The sequence below is a fragment of the Pseudonocardia hispaniensis genome (assembly GCF_042658695.1).
Lineage (GTDB): Bacteria > Actinomycetota > Actinomycetes > Mycobacteriales > Pseudonocardiaceae > Pseudonocardia > Pseudonocardia hispaniensis.
The window spans coordinates 1-18,117 of the sequence record NZ_JBHSQW010000023.1 but is presented as its reverse complement, the minus strand read 5'-3'; the positions used below and the strand labels follow the sequence as shown (position 1 = coordinate 18,117).

19 protein-coding genes, 1 tRNA gene and 1 pseudogene are annotated in these 18,117 nt (G+C 69.1%); 10 read left to right on the top strand and 11 right to left on the bottom strand.

Annotated features, from left to right (window positions below):
- Positions 1-7 precede the first annotated feature (7 nt).
- Positions 8-784: a phosphate ABC transporter ATP-binding protein PstB gene (pstB, locus tag ACFQE5_RS09760; RefSeq protein WP_379584523.1), complete on the top strand. Its 777-nt coding sequence runs from the start codon at positions 8-10 to the stop codon at positions 782-784.
- Positions 785-884: 100 nt separating this feature from the next.
- Here the strand turns inward: pstB and phoU are convergent, their stop codons facing one another.
- From phoU to ACFQE5_RS09740, 4 genes are all read right to left on the bottom strand, one after another.
- Entirely contained in the window at positions 885-1,541 is a 657-nt protein-coding gene (gene phoU / locus ACFQE5_RS09755; RefSeq protein ID WP_379584522.1) for a phosphate signaling complex protein PhoU, read from the bottom strand.
- 88 nt (positions 1,542-1,629) lie between these two features.
- The gene (locus ACFQE5_RS09750; RefSeq protein WP_379584521.1) at positions 1,630-2,940 is read right to left on the bottom strand and encodes an LCP family protein; all 1,311 of its coding nucleotides are present in this window, start codon (positions 2,938-2,940) and stop codon (positions 1,630-1,632) included.
- Positions 2,941-3,613: 673 nt separating this feature from the next.
- Positions 3,614-4,792, bottom strand: coding sequence for a tRNA dihydrouridine synthase DusB (gene dusB, locus ACFQE5_RS09745; RefSeq protein ID WP_379584520.1), 1,179 nt, complete (start codon positions 4,790-4,792; stop codon positions 3,614-3,616).
- A gap of 19 nt (positions 4,793-4,811) precedes the next feature.
- Entirely contained in the window at positions 4,812-5,390 is a 579-nt protein-coding gene (locus ACFQE5_RS09740; protein ID WP_379584519.1) for a superoxide dismutase family protein, read from the bottom strand.
- A gap of 143 nt (positions 5,391-5,533) precedes the next feature.
- On the opposite strand from ACFQE5_RS09740, the gene ACFQE5_RS09735 reads away from it, so the two are divergent.
- Together ACFQE5_RS09735 and ACFQE5_RS09730 are read left to right on the top strand one after the other, a co-directional pair.
- Positions 5,534-5,606, top strand: a tRNA-Lys gene (locus tag ACFQE5_RS09735).
- Positions 5,607-5,775: 169 nt separating this feature from the next.
- Complete coding sequence (locus tag ACFQE5_RS09730; RefSeq protein ID WP_379584518.1) at positions 5,776-6,435, top strand: hypothetical protein; 660 nt, start codon at positions 5,776-5,778, stop codon at positions 6,433-6,435.
- Positions 6,436-7,187: 752 nt separating this feature from the next.
- Here the strand turns inward: ACFQE5_RS09730 and ACFQE5_RS09725 are convergent.
- The gene (locus ACFQE5_RS09725; protein ID WP_379584517.1) at positions 7,188-7,385 is read right to left on the bottom strand and encodes a hypothetical protein; all 198 of its coding nucleotides are present in this window, start codon (positions 7,383-7,385) and stop codon (positions 7,188-7,190) included.
- 203 nt (positions 7,386-7,588) lie between these two features.
- A complete protein-coding gene (locus ACFQE5_RS09720) occupies positions 7,589-7,948 on the bottom strand; it encodes a hypothetical protein (protein ID WP_379584516.1) in 360 nt (119 codons plus the stop codon).
- 147 nt (positions 7,949-8,095) lie between these two features.
- Here ACFQE5_RS09720 and ACFQE5_RS09715 point away from each other — a divergent pair, with 147 nt between their 5' ends.
- From ACFQE5_RS09715 to ACFQE5_RS09700, 4 genes are all read left to right on the top strand, one after another.
- Positions 8,096-8,512 carry a GlcG/HbpS family heme-binding protein gene (locus ACFQE5_RS09715; protein WP_379584515.1) on the top strand — a complete coding sequence of 139 codons (417 nt, stop codon included), beginning with the start codon at positions 8,096-8,098 and terminating at the stop codon, positions 8,510-8,512.
- A gap of 122 nt (positions 8,513-8,634) precedes the next feature.
- Positions 8,635-9,309 (top strand): GntR family transcriptional regulator, encoded by a 675-nt coding sequence (locus ACFQE5_RS09710; protein WP_379584514.1) that lies wholly within the window; start codon positions 8,635-8,637, stop codon positions 9,307-9,309.
- A gap of 90 nt (positions 9,310-9,399) precedes the next feature.
- A complete protein-coding gene (locus tag ACFQE5_RS09705; RefSeq protein ID WP_379584513.1) occupies positions 9,400-10,272 on the top strand; it encodes a hypothetical protein in 873 nt (290 codons plus the stop codon).
- Positions 10,269-11,267 (top strand): Rieske 2Fe-2S domain-containing protein, encoded by a 999-nt coding sequence (locus ACFQE5_RS09700; protein ID WP_379584512.1) that lies wholly within the window; start codon positions 10,269-10,271, stop codon positions 11,265-11,267. The genes ACFQE5_RS09705 and ACFQE5_RS09700 overlap by 4 nt, the downstream gene beginning before the upstream one ends.
- Before the next feature lie 169 nt (positions 11,268-11,436).
- Here ACFQE5_RS09700 and ACFQE5_RS09695 read toward each other — a convergent pair whose 3' ends face one another.
- Positions 11,437-12,006 (bottom strand): TIGR03086 family metal-binding protein, encoded by a 570-nt coding sequence (locus ACFQE5_RS09695; RefSeq protein ID WP_379584511.1) that lies wholly within the window; start codon positions 12,004-12,006, stop codon positions 11,437-11,439.
- A 267-nt stretch (positions 12,007-12,273) separates the two neighbouring features.
- Here ACFQE5_RS09695 and ACFQE5_RS09690 point away from each other — a divergent pair.
- Positions 12,274-13,331, top strand: a pseudogene (locus tag ACFQE5_RS09690) (ISAs1 family transposase); the annotation flags it as partial.
- Between the two features lie 27 nt (positions 13,332-13,358).
- On the top strand, positions 13,359-13,484 hold the full coding sequence (locus ACFQE5_RS09685; RefSeq protein WP_379584710.1) for a hypothetical protein: 126 nt from the start codon (positions 13,359-13,361) through the stop codon (positions 13,482-13,484).
- Positions 13,485-13,508: 24 nt separating this feature from the next.
- Here the strand turns inward: ACFQE5_RS09685 and ACFQE5_RS09680 are convergent, their stop codons facing one another.
- On the bottom strand, positions 13,509-14,525 hold the full coding sequence (locus tag ACFQE5_RS09680; protein WP_379584510.1) for a universal stress protein: 1,017 nt from the start codon (positions 14,523-14,525) through the stop codon (positions 13,509-13,511).
- A 395-nt stretch (positions 14,526-14,920) separates the two neighbouring features.
- A complete protein-coding gene (locus ACFQE5_RS09675; protein ID WP_379584509.1) occupies positions 14,921-15,331 on the bottom strand; it encodes a PPOX class F420-dependent oxidoreductase in 411 nt (136 codons plus the stop codon).
- A gap of 169 nt (positions 15,332-15,500) precedes the next feature.
- Here ACFQE5_RS09675 and ACFQE5_RS09670 point away from each other — a divergent pair, with 169 nt between their 5' ends.
- Positions 15,501-16,046, top strand: a complete 546-nt coding sequence (locus ACFQE5_RS09670; RefSeq protein WP_379584508.1) for a signal peptidase II — start codon at positions 15,501-15,503, stop codon at positions 16,044-16,046.
- Positions 16,047-16,117: 71 nt separating this feature from the next.
- Here the strand turns inward: ACFQE5_RS09670 and ACFQE5_RS09665 are convergent, their stop codons facing one another.
- The gene (locus ACFQE5_RS09665) at positions 16,118-16,900 is read right to left on the bottom strand and encodes a methyltransferase domain-containing protein (RefSeq protein WP_379584507.1); all 783 of its coding nucleotides are present in this window, start codon (positions 16,898-16,900) and stop codon (positions 16,118-16,120) included.
- Positions 16,901-17,021: 121 nt separating this feature from the next.
- Positions 17,022-17,462, bottom strand: a complete 441-nt coding sequence (locus ACFQE5_RS09660; RefSeq protein ID WP_379584506.1) for a large conductance mechanosensitive channel protein MscL — start codon at positions 17,460-17,462, stop codon at positions 17,022-17,024.
- Between the last annotated feature and the right edge of the window lie 655 nt (positions 17,463-18,117).

The window sequence follows — 18,117 nt, the reverse complement described above, 5'->3', positions numbered from 1 at the left end:
CTACCCTGTGGCCAAGCGCCTCGACCTGAAGGACGTCAACATCTACTACGGCAAGTTTCACGCGGTGGACAGCGTGACGCTTTCCGTTCCACCCCGCAGCGTGACGGCCTTCATCGGACCGTCGGGCTGCGGCAAGTCCACCGTCCTGCGCACGCTCAACCGGATGCATGAGGTGATCCCTGGTGCCCGGGTGGAGGGCGAGGTGCTCCTTGACGGGGAGGACATCTACGACACGGCGGTGGATCCCGTGGCCGTCCGCCGGACGATCGGCATGGTGTTCCAGCGGCCCAACCCGTTCCCGACGATGTCGATCCGGGACAACGTCGTGGCGGGGCTGAAGCTGCAGGGCCGCAGGAACCGCAAGGAACTCGACGAGACCGCCGAGCGGGCACTGCGCGCGGCGAATCTCTGGAACGAGGTCAAGGACCGGCTGAGCAAGCCGGGCGGCGGTTTGTCCGGTGGGCAGCAGCAGCGGTTGTGCATCGCGCGGGCGGTGGCGGTCCAGCCGGCCGTTCTGCTGATGGACGAGCCTTGCTCGGCGCTCGACCCGATCTCGACGCTGGCGATCGAGGATCTGATCGCCGAGCTGAAGAAGGACTACACGATCGTCATCGTGACCCACAACATGCAGCAGGCCGCGCGGGTCAGCGACCAGACGGCGTTCTTCAACCTTCGGGCGACCGGCGAGCCGGGACATCTGGTGGAGATCGACGACACTCCGAAGATGTTCTCCAACCCGACACAGCAGGCCACCGAGGACTACATCTCCGGCCGTTTCGGCTGATCCACCCGCACCGTGAGTGCGTAACAGTGTTCTAACACTGTTATGCACTCACGGTGCGGTGTCAGCAGGGCACCTTCCTGCTGCGGGCGAACGCGGTCGATCAGACGGCAAGGGGTCCGGGCATCTGGCCCGTCACCACGTAGACGATCCGCCGGGCGACCGCGACCGCGTGGTCGGCGTAGCGCTCGTAGAACCGTGCAAGCAGTGTCACGTCCACTGCGGCGGCCACCCCGTGCGGCCAGTGACGGTCCATCATCACCGTGAACATGTGTCGATGCAGGTCGTCCATGGCGTCGTCATCGGACTCGAGCTCCTCGGCGGCGACGAGGTTCCTGGTGCGGATCACCTCGCCCGCCTTGCGCGCGAGCATGACGCCGACCCGACCCATCTCGGCGAAGTACGGTTGGACCTCTTCCGGCAGGACCGGATCGGGGTGCCGACGGCGTGCGGCCTGCGCGACGTGCAGCGCAAGATCGCCCATTCGCTCGATATCCGTGGCGACGTGGATCGCCGATACGACGATGCGCAGGTCGGTGGCGACCGGCGCCTGCAGGGCAAGTAGCTCGAACGCCTTCTCCTCCACGTCGGCGCGGAGCTCGTCGACCTTCACGTCGTCGGAGATGACCTCCTCGGCGAGCGGGAGGTCGCAGTCGAGCAGGGCTCGGGTGGCCGTGTCCAGTGCGACAGCGGTCTGGTCGCACATATCGGCGAGTCCGGCGGCGAGCCCGTCGAGCTGCTCCTGGTACTGCTCACGCATGGGCCTGAGGGTAGAGCGCTTCACCGCTGCGGGTAGCCCTATGGGGTTAACGGAACATGAACGGTCGCTGATCACCTGCTGTCGCTGGTCAACGGCAGTAGGAGGGGGCCTCGGGCGTGTCCGTCGGGTGTGGTGCGGGCCGCTTCGCGGCTGGTGCCCGGACCGTCTCGTCGAAGGACCTGCCGAGTACCAGCTGCAGGAGGCCGCTCGCGGAGGCGTCGGGCACCGCCCGGGCCGAGGGGACGGCTTCGGCGAGGACCTGGGCGGCCGCCGCGCGGTCGGGGGAGAACCGGATCAAGGTCTCCGCCGACGGCTCCGAAGCGTTCTCGACCTGAGCGATCCGGAAGCCGAGCCCGCGGAGAGTGGTGGCGGCACGGCCGGCAAGACCGGTGCGGTCGGCGGCGTTGAGGACGTCCAGGGTGATCGTTGACGGTGTGGGCCCGGCCCTGGTCGGCGGGGGCGCCGTGGCTTCGGCCGGTAGCGGAGCGTGGGTGCGGAGGGCTCGGAAGAGCGCAGCGGCGTCGCGTTCGCGCAGGACCAGATTGCCGCGGGTGTTGGACTCACCCGTGATCGGAACGCCAACGAACACCACGTCATCGCTGTCGAACTGCCGGAGTGTCCGAGCGAGCGCGACGAGCTCGTCGAATCCGGCTCGATCGGTGAGGACGGCCTGACCGAAGGCGGTTGCGAGCGCCCGCAGCCGGGTGGGGCTCAGCAACATCTCGGCGGACAGCGCCTTGTCCAGCACGGCGCCGAGCACCCGCTGTCGGCGTTCGACGAGGCCCCGGCCGGAGTCGGCCTCGCCCTGGACGTGGCGTGCCCGGACGAGGTCGACGGTGCGGGGCCCGTCGAGTCCGGTGACGCCCGGTTCGCTCACCACCATGCCCACCAGCCGATCGACCACCGGACGGTCGAAGCAGACGGGCACGCCGCCGGCCGCGTCGACCATCGGCCCCAGCATGGCGACGTCCACGGCAACGAGCCGGGTGATCGCCAACCCGGTGAGCTGCTGGACCACCCGCACCGCGCAGCGTGGTCCGCCGACCTCGTAGGCCGAGTCGATCGTCGTGAGGGTCGTCGCGGGGACGGTGTGGTCGGCATAGGTCGCGGAGGTCCGGTCCCAGCGTTGGCACGGCGGCCGGTTGATCTCGAGGTTGGGGGGGAAGGTGAGGACGGTTGCGGGTCCGCCCGAGGGGAGGTGCACGACGGTGATCGTGTCCGAGGCCGGGCCCGCGGTGCCGTGGTCGAGGCCGAGGACGAGGACGTTCTCGTCGTCGACCTGCTGGTGTGCAGTGACGACCGACCCGGCGCCCGGATCGAGCGCCGAGACCGTGCGGATCCGTGAGTCCAGCCAGGTCTTGACACCCCACCCCGCCGCCAGTGCCACGAAGATGAGCACGGCAACGGCGGAGGCGATCAGCCGCAGAACCGCCGGCGCGTGGCGCGGCGCGGGGTCGGGCTGACCGGGTGATCCTGTGGGTTCGCCGGCTCCGCGCCCGGCGTGGGCCGCCGTCAGCCGGGTGAGGCCGGCGTCGATGCGCCGAGTCCGCTCGGACCGGGCGCGGGAGACCTCGGTAACGCTGGGTGCGCCCGGGCGGGCGGTGTCCTCGCGGGTCGTGCGGCGGGGTGCCGTGCCGGATCGAGACGTCTGTGCGGGCGCGGTGAGTCGCCCGGTCGCCGCCGGCTTCGGTGGGCGGCCCGGCGGATTCTGGGGCGCGGGGTCGGGGCCGGGGAGCGTCGCCGAAGGGCGGTGGTGGTCGAGTGGTGGTGGCGGCAGGAGGCCGTGCCGATCGAGGATCTCGTCCACGGATTCCTCGGTGCGTGCGCGATGCCGGCCCTGGGGCGCGCCATCGATACCGGATGCGGCGGACGGTTGGCGGAGCGCGGGGCGGCCACGATCCGAACCGCTCTGCACTCCACCTCCTCAGGCTCGTACGCCCAGGTGGGCATGGTGCTTCGGCCACCGGCGTCGTGACGGGTGGAGCTTACGGAGCCAGCTGCCCGCTGCGGGGTGAGGGGACGGACAGCCGGGACTGCGGGGACCGCGGCGCGGTTGGTGGTACGGCGGCGCGTCAGCCACCCGAGAGGGCCAGCTCGGCACCGGCGGGCACCGAGGCGTCCTCCGGGTCGTCGAGCCAGTGCTCCGGCAGGATCACCCGGGCCGGTGACCCTTGCCGTCCGCGCGGTCCCTCCGCGTCGGGTGGGAACTCCTGGCTGTGATCGAGCAGGGCGAGCAAATCGTCGAGTTCGCCGAGGCTGCTGACCAGCCCGAGGCGCTGGCGGAGCTGCGGGCCGACCGGAAAGCCCTTGAGATACCAGGCGATGTGTTTACGCAGGTCGCGGATGCCCTTGTCGTCGCCCATCTGCTCGCTCAGCAGCACCGCGTGCCGACGGATGGTGGCCGCGATCTCGCCGAGCCGTGGCGGCGCCGGCAGCGGACGGCCCGCGAACGCGGCCTCGAGATCGCCGAACAGCCACGGCCTGCCCAGGCAGCCGCGGCCGATGACGACTCCGTTGCAGCCGGTTCGTGCGACCATGGCGAGCGCGTCGGCGGCGCTGAAGATGTCGCCGTTGCCGAGCACCGGCAGCTCGGCCGGAAGCGCGTCGCGCAGCCGGGTGATGGCCGACCAGTCGGCGGTGCCCGAGTACCGCTGTGCCGCGGTCCGGGCGTGCAACGCGACCGCGGCGACGCCGGCGTCTGCGGCGATCCGGCCCGCGTCGAGATAGGTCTGGTACTCGTCGTTGATTCCGATCCGCATCTTCACGGTCACCGGGATGTCCGCCGCGGCCGCGTTGTCGACCGCGGTGGTGACGATCGCCTCGAACAACCGGCGCTTGAACGGCAGCGCCGCCCCGCCGCCGCGCCGGGTGACCTTGGGAACCGGGCAGCCGAAGTTGAGGTCGATATGGTCGGCGAGGTCCCGTTCGGCGACCAGCCGGACCGCTGCCCCGATGGTCGCCGGATCGACGCCGTAGAGCTGCATCGATCGCGGGTGTTCGGCCGGATCGAAGGCGATCATGCGGAACGTCAACGGGTTGCGCTCGACGAGACCGCGGGACGTGATCATCTCGCAGACATAGAGTCCGGCGCCTTGCTCGCGGCACAGCCTGCGAAACCCCGCATTGGTGATGCCGGCCATCGGGGCGAGAACCACCGGGGTGTCGACCTGGTATCGCCCGATGCGCAGCGGCTCCACCAGCCGCTTCGTCGGCGGTGTGGTGGTGTCGCGGAACGTCTCTTGCACGCTCACGACACCGATTGTCCCGGGTTCAGAAGTCCACGCTGACACAGGCCGCCCGGTCCCCGGCGGTTCCGGCCTTACCGGGTTCGGTCGCGGTGTGGTTGGCGTGCACGACGATGGAGGCGGGATGTGCTTCGTCGGTGAACTCCCAGTCCACAGTGGAGGTCGCGCTCGCCCGGCCCTGGGCGTCGGTGGTGAAGTCGAGCCAGATCTCGTTTTGTGGGTTCGCGTAGGCGGGGTCGACGCTCGGGCTCATCGGGTCCTTCTGGTGCTGGAAATGTGGGCCGGAGCCGGTGGCGGCCAAGCCACACGGCTTCGTGTGGGCGTGCGCGCCGTAGTGCCGATCCGCCAGCAGGCCGCTCACCTCCAGCGTGACCGTCGACCGCCCACCGCCGGAGCTGGAAGTGATCTTCGCGGTGGCCCCGGCCGGGACGAGCTCGGGGAGGTGGGTGATGGCGCCGGGGCTGTCCAGGGCGAACGCGACGGCGGCGGTCGCGTGGCGGATCTTGCCGGAATCCTCCGTCGGTTCTGAGGTGCCCTGGCCCGAGCAGGAGACGAGGGAGGCAAGGGCGAGGACGCCCGTCACGCAGACCGAGAAGGCTCGCATGAGTGGAGGATCCTCGGTGACGCTGCGTGCGCACAAGCGACCCAGAGTGATCGGATGATGAGATCCGGGGCGGGTCAGCGGCTCACCGTCCGGCACGTCGTACTCTATCGGGGCGGGCGACGGCTGGAGCGTGCGTCGCAGTGGGGCCTCTAGCTCAATCGGCAGAGCAGCGGACTTTTAATCCGCGGGTTCGGGGTTCGATCCCCCGGGGGCCCACCGGGTTGACCTGGGACGATATCGATCTGTCGCTGTCCACTGATGACTGCGAGTGCGCGCGGAGTCGCGTGGGTGTTCGGCTGTTCCTCCCATGCTGAGGGCTGCCTGGCTGTGGGTGACACGGCTGTTCGGCCACGGATCTCGTGTACGGATGTGAGGTCGGTGGCGGATGGAGCTGACGGTGGCAGATGCTGCTGAGCGCTTGGGGGTCACCACCCGCCAGGTGCAGCATCTCGCTGCGCGGGGCGACATCCAGACGGTCGCCCGAGGGCTGGTCGACGCCACGTCGGTAGCGCGTCATCTGGCCGTGCACGCCACTGTGCATCGACGGGCCTGGGCGGAGATGACCGCGTGGGCCGCTGTGGCGCTCCTCTCCGGCGTCGCGCCCGAGTGGCTCGGGGCCAGCCAAGTCTCCCGCTTGAGGGGCCGGCTACGGTCGTTGACAGCGGCGCAGCTCGTCGAGCGCGCCCGTAACCGCGCTCGTGTCACGCGGTATGTGGGGCACAGCCGGGCTGGCGACCGAGTCGCGGCCGAGCTGGTTGCGGCTTCACGAGCCTCCGCTTCGTTGGGGCTCGCGGACATGAGCGGCGTGGATGGTTACCTCCCTGTCGGCGACGTCGCGGGGCTGATCAGGCGACACGGTCTGAAGCGAGATGAAGAAGGGCATGTCATCTTGCGGGCGACCTCGGCAGCCATCGAGCTGGTCGAGGACTTGGCGCAGGCCGGTCCGATCCTCGCGGCCTTGGACCTGGCCGAGTCTCTCGACGCTCGTGAGCGCGAGATCGGACGAAGAGTGCTGGACGCGGGGCTGGGACAGCTTCGTGCCTGATCGGGCGACGATCGATGTCCGACCCCGGCGGGCGGCTGGGGGCAGCCTTGGCCGAGCGTCGTGGAGATCAAGCGGGCGTTTCCCCACGCGCACTGGACTCTCGTCGGTGGCCTGATGGCTCAGCTCCGCTGCGTGTACGCAGGGTTCAGTCCGGTGTGTCCCACGAACGACGTCGACATGGTGCCGCACATCGAGACCGAGCGAGGGCCACCTGGCTGCGGGGGCGGGACATGATCGCGATCGAGGGTGGGACGCAGGCTCTGCGCCGCACCGTTAACGCTCGACTCGTCGTCGACGGCCAGGAGATCACGCTCAGCGTCCCGAATCCTTGGCGGCAGTCGTCCTCAAGGCAGCGGCCTACTGAACGGACTCGCGCAATCCCGAGCGTCACCTGCAGGACGCCGTCGCCCTCCTCGCGTGCATTCCGGATCCCTACGAGGCACGCGAGAACCTGCAGGGCTCGGACGATTCGCGACTACGGCTCCTGGCGGAGGCGCTGCCGGACGACGCTCCGCCGTGGCGAGGGCTTGACGCCACACGCCGTACCGATGTCCAGATCGCCCTCGGGATCATGACGGCATAGGGGGCACGGTCCGCCCGCTCTCTGGTGGGACGCATCGCTGACTGCGGGGATGACGGCGAGTTGGCGCGGGGCCGGCCACGCCGGCCCTGTCGCTCGATCACTACGCCTCCGGCCCGTTCGCGGCGCCGTGTCCGGCTACCCGCCCAGCTCGTTGGGGGGCTGTGACTGATCACGAGACGTTCGACAGCACGTCACCGGTCTGCACCCACGCTCGGCGGTAGGTCGTCACGACCTCGAATCCGCACCGCCGCAGGAAGGCGACGAGATCGGACTCGTCAGGCTCGGCGTAGGTCAGGAGGTGGTCAACCCGGGCGAGCCGCAGCCATTGCGCACCAGCAGCGACGAGCGTGGACCCAACGCCCTGCATGCGGCTGTCCTTGGCGACGTGTGGTTCTGTCGGTGAGAACCGACATAGCCAGACGTGTAGGTTCCCCACGTCTGCCCAACCCGCCGGAGCCGCTACCCGTCCCGGACCGGCGATCGTCGTGTCGATCTCCACGTACCCCATCTCCCGCTCTCCGGCCAGGGCGGTGAACCGGGTCCTGCACTCCCCGAGGGTCCGCAGGATTGTCAGATCGTCCCGGGCATTGCCGGGAAGGTCTGCGACGTCGGCGAGGAGCACCTGTTCACTCCGACGGCTCTCGAAGCCGAGCCCATCGAGCAGCCGATCGATGTGGGGCCGCCGGCCAGGTGGGTGTCGGGCCAGTACGACGCGTCGGGCCACTGGAGCAGCCAGCGCAGCTCGCCCGCATCGCGGAGGTCTCGGCCAACGCTGGTGCCGTCGTCGTAGCGGACCAGGTGAGCAGCGGCCGTTATCCGACCACGCTGCTCATCGACCAAGGTGGCGTGTTCCCGGACCCAGGGGTCCACGATGAATTCGTCCGGCTCGAGTTCGAGCTGGCTCAGCGCGACGTTGACCGTGATTGACACCCCGGGCATCACGGCTTGGGCGTGGCAGTTTATCAGGTCGGTGAGCTGGTGGGTCGACCACCGGCAGTAGCTATCAGACGTAATTGTAGGACGATAATGTGGAACTTGTTGGCCCGTCGGTGCCCAGACAACCGAGAAGAGGGACTCATGAACCAACCGTCAGCACTGCCCGTCGACCTGGCCATGCAGCTTGTCAGGTCGACGCTCGAGAACGCCGCCGCGGAGTCCGTCGGGGTGGCGGTGGTCGTCGTCGACACCGGCGGACGCGTGGTCAGCGGCGCCCGTGCGGACGGCGTCGGGTGGGTGAATTGGGAGGTGGCAATCCGCAAGGCGGTGGCAGCGGCCACCCTGGGCGCCCCGACCCACGCGGTGCGCGCGATGGCGGACGAGGACCCGGTTCTCGCCGCCGCGATCGACGGCGTCGAGCAGGTGCTCGTCGTGCCGGGTGGGTTTCCGGTGCGCGCCGGCGACTCGACGGTCGGCGGGATCGGCATCGCCGGCGGCCACTACACGCAAGACCAGCAGATCGGCGAGAAGGCGCTCGCCGCCGTCACCGCTTCCTGAGCATCACGAACCGCCCCGACGCCGGTGGAGTCGGGGCGGTTCACGCCGTGCGCGGTTAGGATGAATCGTCCGACTTCCTGGTAAGGCGAACTTCGATGACGACCATTTCGGGTGCCAGCAGAGTGACCACTGTGGACGGCGTGGTGCAGGCCATAACGGAGGGCATAAGGGACGGGTTGTACGCCCCAGGGCAGCGGTTGGTCGAGTCGGATCTCACCAGGGAGTTCGGGGTCAGCCGAGGGCCGCTTCGGGAGGCCTTCGGGCGCCTCGCCGCCGACGGACTCGTGGTCATCAAGCCCTACCGTGGCGCTCTGGTCCGGCGGATGAGCCGCGAGGACATCGTCGAGCTGTTCGAGGTGCGGGAGGCGTTGGAGGGGCAGGCCGCCCGGCTCGCCGCGGAGCGGATCGACACCGCCGACCACCGGTCGCGGCTGGAAGGCGTCATCGCCGAGGTCCACGAGCATCGGGGCAGTTCGGACGTCAGCCGTTACATGGACGTCAATGAACGCTTCCACCAGGTGATCGTGGAGATCGCCGGTAACACGATGCTGGCCAGGCTCCTCGGTCAACTGCACGTGCAGGCCTTCCGGCTGCTCTACCGGAGGCTCATCGACGTTGCAGCCAAGGCGGACTCGATCGACGAGCACGATGCCGTCGCCGCCGCGATCCTCGCCTCGGACCCGGGCAACGCCGAGCAGGCCATGCGCGAGCACGTCCGCAGCTCCGCTGAATCGGTCCTGCGGCTCGAGGTCTGGCAGACCCGCGCCCCGTTGGGCACCCGCCGCGCGGTGCGCTGAGATCCGCCGCCGCGGCCGGCGACCCCTCTGTGACGTTCTTGCGGGCTCCACCTTGCGGCGTTATTGTCCTACAAACCTGTAGGAGGAAATATGAGAGCCGTCGTGGTCTGTGACGTCGAAGGCGGGTCCTTCGCCACCCATCGGGGTGAGGGCATCTCCTTCCAGCGCCTGCTCAAGGGGGAGGAGGGCGCACCGGACAACTTCGAGCTCTCGCTGGTCCATATCGATGAGCGCTACCGGACGCCTCGGCACCACCACAACTTCGACCAGATTCACTACGTGCTGGAGGGCCTGCACCAGTACACGCGCGACACCACGGTGCCGTCCGGAACGGTGACCTACCTCCCCGAAGGCACCTACTACGGGCCGCAGGTCGGGCAGGGCGGGGTCATCCTCGTCGTGCAGATGGGCGGGTCGACGGGCAGCGGATTCATGAGCTACGACCAGCTCGCTGTGGGCAACAGGGCCCTCGCCGAGCGTGGACGATTCGAGAACGGAATCTTCCGCTGGGTGGACGACGAGGGCCGCCATCGCAATCAGGACGGCTACGAAGCCATCTGGGAACACGTGAACGGTAAATCCGTCGACTATCCGAAGCCTCGCTACACGCACCCGATCAGCATGCGGCCAGAGAATTTCACCTGGGTTCCCGCGGAGTCCGAGCCGGGCGTCGAACACAAGCACATCGCGACGTTCGGAGAACGGCGCACGGCCGTCGGGTTCACGCGAATCGCCACGGGAGTGACACACCAGGTGCCGGAGCGGAACGGCGTACTTCTGCATTTCGTGATGAATGGCGCCGTGCGCTGTGCTGACACCACCTACGGCTCCTACACCGCGATTCGGATCGATGACAGGGAGGGCGTCACCTATCGCGCGACGGCGGATACCGAGTTGTTCACCATCGGGCTCCCGGTCTTTGCCAGTGCCGATGTCGCCACCGAACGGACGGAGGAACCATGACGATCATCGAGCAGCCCCGAGCGGTCGGCAAGAAGGGCATCCCCCGGGAGGGCGAGGGCGGGTTCTCCCAATGCTGGTACCCCGTCGCGCTCAGCGACGAGATCGACAACGGCGAGCTGGTGGGCAAGGAGTTCCTCGACGGACGCGTCGTCGTCTACCGCGGTGAGGACGGGCAGGCGAGGGTGCACAGCGCCTACTGTCGCCACCTCGGAGCGGACCTGTCCGTAGGCGATGTATGCGGAAATGACGTCCGCTGTCCGTTCCATCATTGGCAGTACGGCCCCGAAGGCATCTGTACGAAGATCCCGGCCGGCGTCGACCGTATTCCGTCCCAGGCTCGGCTGTTCACCTTTCCCACGGTCGAATCCATGGGGCTGATCTGGGTGTTCAACGGAACCGAGCCGCTCTACGACCCGCCGGCCTTCCCCACCCATTCCGCCGAGGACCTTGTTTTCCGGGCACACGAGACGCGGCGGTGGCGGGTCGATCCCTATATGCTGTTGACCAACTCGATGGACTTCCAGCATCTGCGGGAACTGCACGGTATGAAGATCGATTATGATCCCGCCGATATCGTTATCGACGGATTCCAGTACGAATACCAGGTCGATGGAGAACTCCCGAACTTCGGCATGCTGCGCCAGCATGTGAAGTGCTTCGGCAATAATGCGATCACGCTCACGATGACCCGGAGGGACGGTAGCCAGGTGCTGAGCGCGTTCGGCGGCACTCCGGTGCCGAACGGATCGCGGGGCTTCAACGTCGCCGCCACCGTGAAGGGCTCCGGGAGCGCCGAGGACGAGCAGCGGGTCGACCGGGTCCTCGGCATGAGCGAGGCGCTGATCACCCAGCTCCAGGATGAGGACGCGCCGGTCATGGACACGATCCGGTTCCGGGAGGACGTGCTCATCGAGGCCGATCGAGCCCTCGGCAAGTTCCTCCGCTACGTCCGAGACTTCCCCCGGGACCACCCCAGCGACGGGCTCATCAACTGACCTGCTCCCGATCTGCTGCGAACGTGCTGTCGAGCACGCCTCACAGCACCAACGGCGTCGTGTTCGCGGCAGGGTCTGCGCCGCCGGTGCGGTTACCCGTCCCTGGCCCAGCATGGTTGCCCGTCGCTCACCTCACCGGCTCAGCCTCTCCGGGCGGACCTGTCGGCCCCTACCGAGGGTCGCGGCCGATGAAGGCGAGCAGCTTGGTCTGTGGGTCGGCGTCGTCGGCGACGGCGACCTTGGGCCCGTACTGTCCGCTCGAGCGCAGCAGGTCATCGAGGGGCTGCAGCTGTTCGAGCAAGGCCGCGCAGCGCTGCGGGTCGAGGGTCTCGTCCTGGCCGGTGGCACGGGCGAGGTCCCACGTGTGCAGGAAGACGTCAGTGGTGAAGAACTGCGCGATCGCCGTCGGCAGCGCCAGCTCGCCGATATGCGGATTGACCAACTTCTTGTCGGCCGACGCGGGGTCGTCGAGGACGGCCTGGACGCCGTCGCTCATGGTGCGCCAGGCGGAGACCGGGTCATCGTCGACGCTGGGACCCGACGGCAGGGTGACCCCCGCGCCGGCGGCCAGGAAGCCGGGGAACCACCCGACGAGGTGTCCCACGACATCGCGGGCGGTCCATTCGGGGACAGGGGACCGGCGGTTCCACGTTGCGTCGTCGGGTACACCCTCGACGAGCTGGGTGAAGCGGCCGGCGATCTCGCGGTAGTCAGCGGCGGGGGTCTGGTTCGCGATCACAGGATCGTCTCCTGGAGGGCCGAAGGGGATGACGGCGAGTTCGTGCATTGTCACAGATAAGATCGCCGCCGGTACCCATATCGGCTTCCGCCGCGATCGACGCGGTGCTGCGGATGGTGCGTTCGGGTGAGGCGGTCTCCAGGGGGTCGGCAAAGTCGCGGTGAGTGGGTGCTGAGTTGCGGCGATACGCGGTCGGGATGAGGGTGCGGGCCCGGCATCTGTGGTGATCATGGCGGTTCTCACGCCTGCCTTGATCATCGGAGAGCCGTGCCCGCGTCTGCATCATTGTCCATCGCCGCTGTCGCCGACCAGGCAGGTGAGCTCGGTCCACCGGATCCGGTGGCGATCGGGCCGGGCCTGCGAGCGGCGCTGGCTGGGCTGTCGGATCCGCGCAAGCCCCGGGGGATCCGCCACGGCCTGGTCGTGGTGCTGACCGCGTCGGTGTGCGCGGTCGCGGCCGGTGCACGCTCGTTCGTCGCGGTCGCCGAATGGGTGGCTGACCTGCCCGAACAGGTCGCTACCGCGCTCGGGGTGCAGCGGCGGTGTCCGTCGGAGTCGGCGATCCGGCGGCTGTTCGGGCGGATCGACGCCGACGAGTTTGACGCAGTGATCGGCTCGTTCGTGCAGCAGTTGTGCGCCGAGCGGCGGCCCACCGGGCGGCGGCGGGTGCTGGCGGTGGACGGCAAGACCCTGCGCGGCTCCCGCCACACCAGCGCGGGCGGTGAGATCCCGGGCAAGCACCTCCTGGCGGTGATCGACCAGCACGCCCGGGTCGTGCTCGGTCAGATCGGCGTGGACGATAAGAGCAACGAGATCACCGCGTTCACCCCGCTGCTGGAACGCCTGTCCGGCATCGACCTGTCCGGGGTAGTGATCACCGCCGATGCCCTGCACACCCAACGCGACCACGTCACCTATCTCGCCGCCCGCGGCGCCACTGGGTCCTGTCGGTCAAGGCCAACCAGCCCACCCTGCGCCGCCAGCTGGCCGGGCTGCCCTGGCGCGACATCGACCCCGATCACCGCAGTACCGAGACCAGCCACGGCCGCCGGGAGATCCGCACTCTCAAGGTCGTCACCCTCGCCGCCGGCATCGCCTTCCCCGGCGCGAAACAGGCCATTCAGATCACCCGCCGCACCCGCCCGGCCACCGCCCGCACCGGCAAGCGGGGCCGCTGGCGCACCGAGACCGTCTACGCGATCACCGACCTGGCACCCCACCAGACCCGACCCGACGAACTGGCCGCCTGGATCCGCGGGCACTGGCAGATCGAGAACGCCCTCCACTGGGTCCGCGACGTCACCTTCGCCGAAGACGCCTCCCGGATCCACACCGGCAACGCACCCCAGGTCATGGCCACCCTGCGCAACCTGGTGATCAACCTGCACCGGCTCGACGGCGCCACCAACATCGCCGCCGCGCTGCGACATCACGCCCGAGACACCACCCGACCACTACAACTACTCAAGATCACCTAACTTTGCCGACCCCCTGAGGCGGTCTCATGCCCTGCCGTTGTCCGGGCGGATTCGGTCGATTCCGGGAGGCCTTCGGGCGCGGTGGCTCGTGAACCCGGAGGCGGGTAGCTCGATGGACCGGAGCCGGGTCGGCGGTGGTACGGGACGGCGTTGGTGCCGCACGACGGCGATCGGGCCGTGGGCATCTCGCAGGACGGTCCGGCCGACGGGGCCGATCGTCGTCAGGAGGTGGCTGCGGCTTCGAATGCCGATGACGGTCAGCGCGGCACCACGGGACGCCTCGACCAGGGCATGGGCGGGGTCGGCGTAGCTCGTCCGGGCGATGACGGGGACGTCGGCGAACTTGTCGCGCCAGGGGGTGAGCGCGTTCTCGAGGTTCCTTTGCGTGGTGGCTTCCGCGGCGGCCCAGAACCCGCGGGAGGTCGGGAGGTCGGGGGAACCGGTCGGCGTCCGGGCGTGCACCGCAAGGAGGGGAATCCCGCGTTGCGCGGCCGCCCGGAACGCGAACCGCAGCGCGTCGGCGTCCGAGGGGGTTCCACCGACGCCCACGACCACGCGAGGGGCCGAGCGGGCGTGCGGCACGCCGTCGAACGCGCGGACGATGGCGACCGGGCAGAAGGCGGTCGCCGCGATCCGGGCGGTGGCCGATCGGGCTGGTCTGCCGCCGTCGCGTACCGGGTGGCCGCCCAGGACCAGCAGTTGGGCGTGGCGGCTTTCCTCCACCAGCGTGCGCGACAGTGGCCAGGGTCGCAGCCACGTGGAGACGCCGAGGTCGGAGGCGACGTCCCGGGCTCGGGCGACCGCGGCGTCGAGGAGCAGCTGTGCGGCCTCCTGGGTCATGAACAGGTTCTCCGGCGGCAGGGCGAGGCCGAACGGCCCCGCGATGACGGTCCAGCGGAGGGCATGGACGAGACGCAGCGGGCACTGACGGGCGGCGGCTTCGGCTGCCGCCCACGCGACCGCGTCGCCGGTCGTGGCCTCGTCGTCGACGCCGACCACGACGGGCGCAGGTCGTTGCGTGGCACGGTTGTCGCTGCTCATCGAACGGCAGCCGCAGGCTCGGACGCCGCCGGACGCCGGGCCATCACCTCGGCGGCCTTCGTGAGCCGCTCGGAGGCCTGAAGCTCACCTTCTGCATGTGATCGCGCCGGACCCGACCGAATCCGGCCAGGCCGAGTGCCACGACGGTGACCAGAACCCACAAGACGATCATCATGACCTCCGCGTTTCCGCTCTGCGCGAGCCAGACGTGCCGCGGGCAGGTCCGGGGGCAGGCCCAACTCGCCCGGACGCCACACATATATCGTAACGCGATATAAAGTCGGGCGGCGGACGCTTCGGTCGCCGGGGCCGCCCGGCACCCTGGTCGACGACCCGACGTGCTCGTGCCCGGAACCGGGCTCGCGCCCCCGCGCGGGGTGTCAGATAAGTGCTGCTCAGCCGGCTCGGTCGGGGCCGGCGCGGTCCAGGGTGACGCGCAGCACCACCCGCCGCTCCCGCTGCATCGCCGCGCGGTACTCGTCCCAGTCCTCGTGCTCGCCGGCCACGCGTCGGTAGTAGTCCACCAGAACATCCATCGCGTCCGGCAGCGAGACGATCTCGGCGCGGCCCTCCACCTGGACCCAGCGTCCGAAGAACCCGTCGGGCAGGACACACAGCCACAGGCGGGGGTCCCGCCGCAGGTTGCGCACCTTGATCGCGGTCTCCCGGGTGCTCACCAGCACTCGACCGTCCTCGCCCACGGCGACCAGGACCGGTGACATCTGCGGAGTGCCGTCGTCTCGGAGCGTGGCGAGCACCGCCCGATGCTGTTCGCGAATGACCTCACGCGCCTCGTCGAGATCCATCAGGCGACCGTAGCCGCCCGCGGGTTTCGAGGTGCGCTCCGGCGGTCGATTTCGCTGCGTGCCTTCATGACATGCCGGGACGCGAGCGGCGCCACCGTCCGGCGGCACGTCGCGTCGCCACCGTGGCCGGCACGGGGATGATCGGTGCCGATTCGGGGATGATCGGCGCATGACGACGTCCGAGGAGTCTGGCGCCACGGCGCGTCGGATGCTGCCGTGGGTCCTCCTGCTGGCCGCCGGTGTCGTGGCGGTCGATCAGCTCACCAAACGGTGGGCCGAGACGACACTCGTGCGCGGCGAGGCGACCCCGGTGGTGGGCGAGGTCATCCAGTGGAGGCTCATCTACAACCCAGGGGCGGCCTTCGGTCTCGCTGCAGGGTTCACGTGGGTACTGACCGTCGTCGCGGCGCTCGCTGTGGTCGGACTCGTCGTGCTCGCTGCGCGTGGACTCACCCTGAGCTGGGCCATCGGAGTCGGGGTGCTGCTCGGAGGAGCCGTGAGTCATCTCGGCGACCGACTGCTGCGCGAGCCCGGTTTCGGGCGGGGCCACATCGTGGACTTCATCGACTACAACGGCTACTTCGTCGGCAACGTGGCCGATATCGCCCTGGTCGGCGGCGCCGCGTTCGTCGGTCTGCTGAGTGTGATCGGCGTCGATCTGCGTCCCGGGGAGGCACCGCACCCCGCCCTGCGAGCGTCGCGGCAGATCCGTTGAGCATGGCCGTCAGCGCCGGCACAGGCGGGCTCGTGCGGGCCGCTCGTCGGTGGCCGGGTCGTCGTGGTTCGTCACTGCGCGACGGCGACGAAGCAGTAACGGTTGACGCTGAACAGGTAGTCGTCCTCCGCTCCGCGTTCGCGCAGATCGGCCATCCAGGCGTCGACGTCCGCGGCCGTGATCCCCTGGCGGCCGGTGACGAACCGCCCGATCACCGTCATGCTCTGCGCACTGTAGGTGTCGACGTCATAGGCCGCGTTGAACAGCGGGATCACCGACCGGCCGGTCACCCGGAATCCGGCGCGGCGCAGGTGCCCGGCCAGGGTGCACGGCAGGCGCGGATGAACGAGATGCTCCTCCCAGGCAGTCATGATCCGCAGGTGCCGCTCGCGATCCGCGGCGTGCCACACCACGGAGTCCCAGTTGGTGTCGAGGATGACGACCCGCCCGCCGGTCCGCAGCACCCGGCGTAGGTCCGCCAACGCCCCCGGGATGTCGGCCACGTACTCGTAGACCTGCGTCGACACGGCGGCGTCGAAGGCGGCATCGGGATACGGGAGCGCGGTGGCATCGCCCTCATCGATGCTGACCCAAGGCCGGGAGGACGTCAGCTCACGTGCCACCGCGTTCATCGAGGCGCTCGAGTCGAGCCCGTGCACCGCCCCGCTCGACCCCACGGCGTCGGCCAGTGACATCACCAGAAAGCCGGGCCCCGAACCCACGTCGAGAACATGCTCGCCCGGTTGGGGCGCGAGCAACCCGAGTACCTCGGCGCGTTGCCGGACGATGTCCGGGGTGGAGTAGAGACGCTGGATATTGCGTGCCGCAGCCTCGTCGAACTCAAGCATCGCCATGTGCACCTCCACGGGCGCAGCCGTGACCGCCGGGGGCCGACGTGCCCCAGCCCAGCGTCGGCCCCCGAGGCCGCCGGCGCAACGGGGCCGCGGTATCGGTGTCGTGGCTCGGTCCGGGTGCCTATCCCTTCAGCGGAGCCGTTTCGACGGGCACGCTGCTGCCGCAGTACTTGCATTTGGTGGCGGCAATCGGTAGGTCCTCGGACAGACAGGCGGGGCAGGTCTTGGCGGGGACCGGATCGCCGAAGACGGTGACTCCGCGACGCGCCTGAATAATCCGGTAGGGCACGACGATGAGGAAGTAAACGACCGCCATGAAAATGAGGAAGTAGATGATCGCCGAGACGAACGAGCCGACGTCGAGGAAGGTGGCCTTGTTACCTGCGGCGCCCAGTTGCACGCCGAGCCCGATCGCCTCTCCACCCTGAGCGGCTGCGATCAGCGGATTGATGATGAAGTCGGTGAACGCCTTCACCAGCGTGCTGAACGCCAGCGCGACCACCAGGCCGACCGCGACGACGATGACGTCCCCGCGCATCAGGAAGTTCTTGAACCCTTTCACTTTCCTCCTCCTTGTGTGTTTACGCGCTGACCGCACCGTTCGGATGGCTGGAGCGTAATGAATCCGTGGCCGTTCGGCATCTCGGAAGTTCGGCTCACGAACGCGACAATCGACTGCGCCCGGCTGGTACGTCGAGGCAGCCAGGCCCCGATGATGAGGGTTCTGCCGCCCGCCGAGCATGGTCCGGCACGGCCATACTGCCGAGTCCGAGGATTGTCAGCGAGCGTGCGCAGGTGCTGTGCCTGGACATCGGGCGCGCCGGGCATCGCGAACGCCTGTTCGTGACGGTGGAAGCCCGCGTCTGGCCGCCTCACGGCGACGCCTCGCCACGGCGCGCTCGAGCACATCCAGCTCTTCGTCGGCCGGCTGCTCGTCGACGTGGGCCAGCGTCCTCGCGCTGTCCTCGCGTTGTGTCCCGCGGGCCGGGGGATGCGGGCCTGCTTGATCCCGGCGACCGGACAGTGCCGGACACGGACCCACCGTGACCTGAATCATGAAGTCCACGGAAACGCACCGAAAACACCCCTGTCTGCGCAGGTCAGAGGGTGTTTGGGGGGTCGATTTGACCTGTGATCGGGGGTGGGGGTAGTTTTCTTGGTGTCAGCGTGATGGCCGGATGGATCGGGTCTGTGTGGCTCGGTGTGTTGGTTTGCTG

Coding starts and splice junctions, on each gene's coding strand:
- ACFQE5_RS09725 (WP_379584517.1), bottom strand. CDS start 7,385: ATGCAGGGCGTTGGGTCCACGCTCGTCGCTGCTGGTGCGCAATGGCTG.
- ACFQE5_RS09700 (WP_379584512.1), top strand. CDS start 10,269: ATGACGATCATCGAGCAGCCCCGAGCGGTCGGCAAGAAGGGCATCCCC.
- phoU (WP_379584522.1), bottom strand. CDS start 1,541: ATGCGTGAGCAGTACCAGGAGCAGCTCGACGGGCTCGCCGCCGGACTC.
- ACFQE5_RS09680 (WP_379584510.1), bottom strand. CDS start 14,525: ATGAGCAGCGACAACCGTGCCACGCAACGACCTGCGCCCGTCGTGGTC.
- ACFQE5_RS09715 (WP_379584515.1), top strand. CDS start 8,096: ATGAACCAACCGTCAGCACTGCCCGTCGACCTGGCCATGCAGCTTGTC.
- ACFQE5_RS09685 (WP_379584710.1), top strand. CDS start 13,359: ATGGCCACCCTGCGCAACCTGGTGATCAACCTGCACCGGCTCGACGGC.
- ACFQE5_RS09665 (WP_379584507.1), bottom strand. CDS start 16,900: ATGGCGATGCTTGAGTTCGACGAGGCTGCGGCACGCAATATCCAGCGT.
- ACFQE5_RS09740 (WP_379584519.1), bottom strand. CDS start 5,390: ATGCGAGCCTTCTCGGTCTGCGTGACGGGCGTCCTCGCCCTTGCCTCC.
- ACFQE5_RS09730 (WP_379584518.1), top strand. CDS start 5,776: ATGGAGCTGACGGTGGCAGATGCTGCTGAGCGCTTGGGGGTCACCACC.
- ACFQE5_RS09670 (WP_379584508.1), top strand. CDS start 15,501: ATGACGACGTCCGAGGAGTCTGGCGCCACGGCGCGTCGGATGCTGCCG.
- ACFQE5_RS09705 (WP_379584513.1), top strand. CDS start 9,400: ATGAGAGCCGTCGTGGTCTGTGACGTCGAAGGCGGGTCCTTCGCCACC.
- ACFQE5_RS09675 (WP_379584509.1), bottom strand. CDS start 15,331: ATGGATCTCGACGAGGCGCGTGAGGTCATTCGCGAACAGCATCGGGCG.